Here is a 4,409-nt window from a genome sequence, read left to right on the forward strand (position 1 = left end):
TCCGCCGCTACATCATCTGGCGGAACAAGCACGCAGCGGACGAACGCCTACACGAAATCGTCACCAGGGCGAACGTTGCCTGATGCGGCACTAGCGACGCCGCGGCAGCTCGCCCAGCAGGCCCGCCACCGAGGCCAGGTCGCCGCCCCGGTCGAGCAGCACCACCAGCGGCGGGTGGTGCGCCGGCGCGCCCAGTCGGGCGATCTCGCACGCGGTGACCCCGAGCCCCGGCGGGGCGACCAGGGCGATCGGCGCGCGGGACTCCAGCAGCGGCCCGAGCACCGGGCGGTACGCGGCCGCGGGCGGGGCGCCCCCGGCGGGGCGCAGCACGCCGAGGGCCTGCGGGCCCGGCCAGCCGCGGGCGGCGCCGGGGTAGCGGGTGTGCGGGGCGCCGGTCGGGGGCAGCAGCAGGACCCAGCCCGCGCCCGGGCGGGCGGCCCGGCGCAGCATGTCCAGCCGAACCGCCGGGGCGGCCGGATCCCCGCCCGGGGAGCCGGTGTCCGCGGGCTCGCCCAGCCGGGGCGCCGGCCGGCCGGCCAGGGTGGTCCGCAGGACCTCCGTGGTGCCCAGCCCGCTCGGCAGGTCCGGGAAGGAGCGCAGCAGGTGGGCGCTCTGGTCGAGCAGCTCGGCGGCGTCCCGGTCGGCGAGCAGGGCGCGGTCGTGGGTGGTGGTGAGGACCAGCCCGCCGGTGGCGTCGTAGTGGGCGGCGAGCGTGATCGGGTAGGAGGTGAGGGTGCCGGCCGGGACGGGGCTCTCCACGTGGATGCCGTGCGCGGCCAGGTCGGTCTCCAGCCGCAGGTGGTGCGCCGTGGCGGGCCGGTGCTCCAGCACGACCAGGGAGTTCGGCCGCTGCCCGCGCGCGCCGGGTGTCCAGCGGTGGGCCTGGCCGGGTGCGACCCACTCGTAGGCCGCGAGGTCGAGCACCCCGTCGCGCAGCGCCGCGAGCAGCTGCGGCACGGTGGTGCCCGGCTGCACCCGGACGGAGATCGGCAGCGGGTTGCGCAGGGCGCCGGGCAGCCGGTCGATGCCGTCCAGCGGGATGCCCCGGCCGGAGACCGTCACCGCGAAGCCGACCCGCACTGCCCGGGCCGGGCGGCGGGGCCGGTCGCCCTGCCCGGCGCGGTACAGCAGCAGCGCCCAGGCCGCCTGGAGCGCGCTGCTCTCGCCCGCGCCCCAGGCGGCCGCCCAGCCGCGCAGCCGAACCGCCTCGTACGGGGTGAGGCGGCGCCGGGCCCGGCCGCTGCCGCGCCGGTGCGGATCGGGGGCGAGCGGCAGGACGGGGGTGGCGGGCGGCCGGGTGGACCAGAACTGCCGTGCGGCGTCGGTGCTGCGGCCGGCCAGCCAGCGGGCGTGGTCGCGCAGGTCGGGGCGGCGCTCGCCGCCGGGCAGGACGCCGCCGGTGAGGTAGGCGCGGTAGAAGGACTGGAGCAGCAGCCGCACGCTCCAGCCGTCCAGCATCGCGTGGTGGTAGGTGAGCAGTACCCGGGTGGCGGGCCCGTCCTCGGCGTGCGGCGGGTCGTCGACGAGGGTGGCGCGCAGCAGGGCGGGGCGGCGCAGGTCGAAGCCGCGCCGGCGGTCCGCGGCGAGCAGGTCCTTCCAGTCGGCGGCGTCGTGCCGGTGCCGGGTCACCTCGGGGGCGGCGTGCTCGTGCAGCACCATCCAGGGGTCGTCGGTGCCGTCCTCGTCCCAGTCGAAGGCCGCGCGCAGCACCGTCTCGTGGTCGAAGACGGACTGCCAGGCCGCGGTGAAGCGTTCGGTGTCCAGTGGCCCGTGCCAGTGCCAGGACAGCTGCTCGACGTGCCGCCCGGCGGGCTCGGCCGGGTCGATGACCTGGCGCAGCAGCTCCCGCTGGAGCGCGCTGGTCGGCACGGTGACCGGCTCCGGCGGGTGCGCCAGCGCCTCGCGCAGTTCCTCCAGCACCCCGGCGGCGCGTGCGGGCGGGCCGGACGCGATGCCGACGAACAGCCGCCGGCCGCCGCCCGGGGCACCGCCCTGGCCGGCGTCCTCGACCAGCACCGCCCGCAGCCGGGGACCGGCGGCCAGGCTGCGCCCGAGGTCGGCGAGCAGCTGGTCGAGCGCCTCCGGGCCGTCCACCGTCCGCTGCCACAGCAGTTCCGTCGCGGGCCCGGGGGAGTCCTCGGCGGCGACGGTCCGCAGCGCGGCGCGCAGGGCCTGCGGCGGGTACGTCCGGTGCAGCTGGACCAGGACGAACTCCGGTGCCCGGCCGCGCCGTTGGGCGGCCTGCCGGGGCCGGGCGGCGGTTCCGGCCAGCGCGGCGCGCACCGCCCCCGCGTCCAGCGGCCCGGGCGGACGGCCGACGGGCAGGCAGGGCGCTGGGGCGCCGGTCACCCGCAAGGTGACGGGTGCGCTGGAGAACTGACGGTTCGTCATGGCTGATCAGCGGGCACCGGAGCCCTCATCCTTCCCGTGGGCCGGCCAGGATCGCGCCGGGGGTTACTGGGTGGCGAGCCCGCCGCAGACGTTCAGCGCCTGGGCGGTGATGCTGGCCGCGGTGGGGCTGGTGAGGTAGCCGGCCAGCGAGGCGACCTCCTCGGGCGTGGTGTAGCGGCCGAGCGGGATGTGCGTCGTGAAGTGCTGGTGGATGGTCTCGGGGGTGGTGTTGTAGGCGGTCGCGTACTCGTGGTGGATCCTGGCGGTGTGCGGGGTCTGGACGTAGCCCGGGCAGATGGCGTTGACGGTGGTGCCGGTCGGTGCCAGCTCCTTGGCCAGCGCCCGGGTGAAGCCGATCACGGCGTGCTTGCTCGCGGTGTACGGGGCGCCCAGGGTGACGGCCTGCTTCCCGGCGGTGGAAGCGATGTTGATGATCCGCGGGTGCGTGGTGGTGGTGATGTGGCCGTGCCGGAGGGTCTCCCGGGTGACCAGGAAGACGGCGTTCAGGTTGGTGTCGATGACGTCGTACCAGAGGTCGTCGGTGGTGGTGGCGGTCGGGCCGCCGCCGGTGCGGCCGGCGTTGTTGACCAGGACGCTGATCGGGCCGTGCTCGGCCACCGCGTGCCGGATCAGTTCGCCGACCTGGGTGGGGTCGCGGACGTCGCAGGTGAGGCCGTGGGCCTGGTGGCCCTCGTCGCGCAGGGTGGCGAGGGCCTGGTCGATGTCCTTGGCGGTGCGGGCGCAGATGAAGACACGGTGGCCGCGGCTGCCGAGTTCGCGGGCGATGGCGAGGCCGATGCCGCGGGTACCGCCGGTGATCAGGGCGAGGGGTTTCTCGGGTGCGGTGGTCATGACGCGTCCTGTGGGTGAGGGCTGGGAGAGGTCTGCGGGGACGGCCGTCCGGACGGGGCTCAGGCCGAGTACAGGTTGTAGGTGGTCGGGTGGGCCGTGGTGGGCGTGTTGAGGGTCGGGTCCAGGGTGAGGATCGCGTGCTGGAGGTGCTGGAGGTGCGGGGAGGGCTGGATGCCGAGTTCGCTGGTCAGCCGGTGCCGCAGGTGGTGGTAGGCGGTCAGGGCGCTGGTCTGCCGGCCGGCCCGGTAGAGCGCGACCATGGCCTGGGCGTGCAGGCCCTCGTGGTGCGGGTGCTGGTGGGTGAGGTGGGTGAGCTCGGGGATCAGCTCGTTGTGCCGGCCGAGCCGCAGGTCGGTGTCGATGCGGCGCTCCAGGGTGATCAGCCGGCTCTCCTCCAGCCGCATGATCTCGATGGTGAGGATCGGGCCGGGCCGGACGTCGACCAGGGCGGGTCCGTGCCAGAGGGCGAGGGCCTGGCGGAAGTGGGTGGCGGCCTGGTGGTCCTGGCCGTGGTTGAAGGCGTGCTGGCCCTGGGTGGTCAGCAGGTTGTAGGTGTGGACGTCCAGGTTGTCCGGGTGGGTGGTGAGCTGGTAGCCGCCGTGCCGGGTGGTGAGGATGTCCTTGGCGGTGGTGTGCGGGGTCGGCCCGAGGGCCTGGGTGATCCGGCGGCGCAGTTGCAGGATGTACGTCTGCATGGTGGTGAGCGCCTGTCTGGGAGGGTCGTCGCCCCAGATCTCCTCGATCAGGGTGGCCGTCGGCAGGATCCGGTTCGGGTAGAGCGCCAGGAGGGCGAGGATCTGGCGTTGCTTGGCGGCGGTGGGGACGACGGAGATGCCGTTGAGGTCGGCGGTGAGGGGGCCGAGGACCCTGAGGTGCATGGCGGTTCTCCTCTCGTGCGGGGGGTCGGGGACTCGGGGGTCGGGGACTCGTGGAGCCGGTGACGCGTGAAGGCGGGGACTCGTTGCCGCGGGGACCCGTGGATGCGTGGACCCGGTGGAGGGAGCGGTGCGCCGCGGGGACGGCAACCTCGTTCGTGCGGAAGGGCGTTCGAGTCAGCGGGATGGTGGGGTGGACGCGTCGCACCCTAGTTGCGCCTGGCGGCGGTGGCCGGATTCCTCAAGTGCCCGTCGAGCGGGGTTCCGGGCGATCTGGTGGCGGCTTCGGGC

The 4,409-nt window shown here is 75.4% G+C and carries 3 protein-coding genes; all 3 read right to left on the reverse strand.

Annotated features, from left to right (window positions below; translation table 11 throughout):
• Nucleotides 1–90 precede the first annotated feature (90 nt).
• The 3 genes from ACFWJ4_RS40875 to ACFWJ4_RS40885 all read right to left on the reverse strand — a co-directional run bounded on the left by ACFWJ4_RS40875 (nucleotide 91) and on the right by ACFWJ4_RS40885 (nucleotide 4,121).
• On the reverse strand, nucleotides 91–2,391 hold the full coding sequence (locus ACFWJ4_RS40875; RefSeq protein WP_380554355.1) for a condensation domain-containing protein: 2,301 nt from the start codon (nucleotides 2,389–2,391) through the stop codon (nucleotides 91–93).
• Between the two features lie 63 nt (nucleotides 2,392–2,454).
• A complete protein-coding gene (gene fabG, locus ACFWJ4_RS40880; protein ID WP_359913699.1) occupies nucleotides 2,455–3,243 on the reverse strand; it encodes a 3-oxoacyl-ACP reductase FabG in 789 nt (262 codons plus the stop codon).
• Between the two features lie 59 nt (nucleotides 3,244–3,302).
• The gene (locus ACFWJ4_RS40885; RefSeq protein ID WP_380554358.1) at nucleotides 3,303–4,121 is read right to left on the reverse strand and encodes a BTAD domain-containing putative transcriptional regulator; all 819 of its coding nucleotides are present in this window, start codon (nucleotides 4,119–4,121) and stop codon (nucleotides 3,303–3,305) included.
• Between the last annotated feature and the right edge of the window lie 288 nt (nucleotides 4,122–4,409).

The sequence above is a fragment of the Kitasatospora sp. NPDC127067 genome, assembly GCF_042724755.1.
Classification (GTDB): domain Bacteria; phylum Actinomycetota; class Actinomycetes; order Streptomycetales; family Streptomycetaceae; genus Kitasatospora; species Kitasatospora lactacystinica.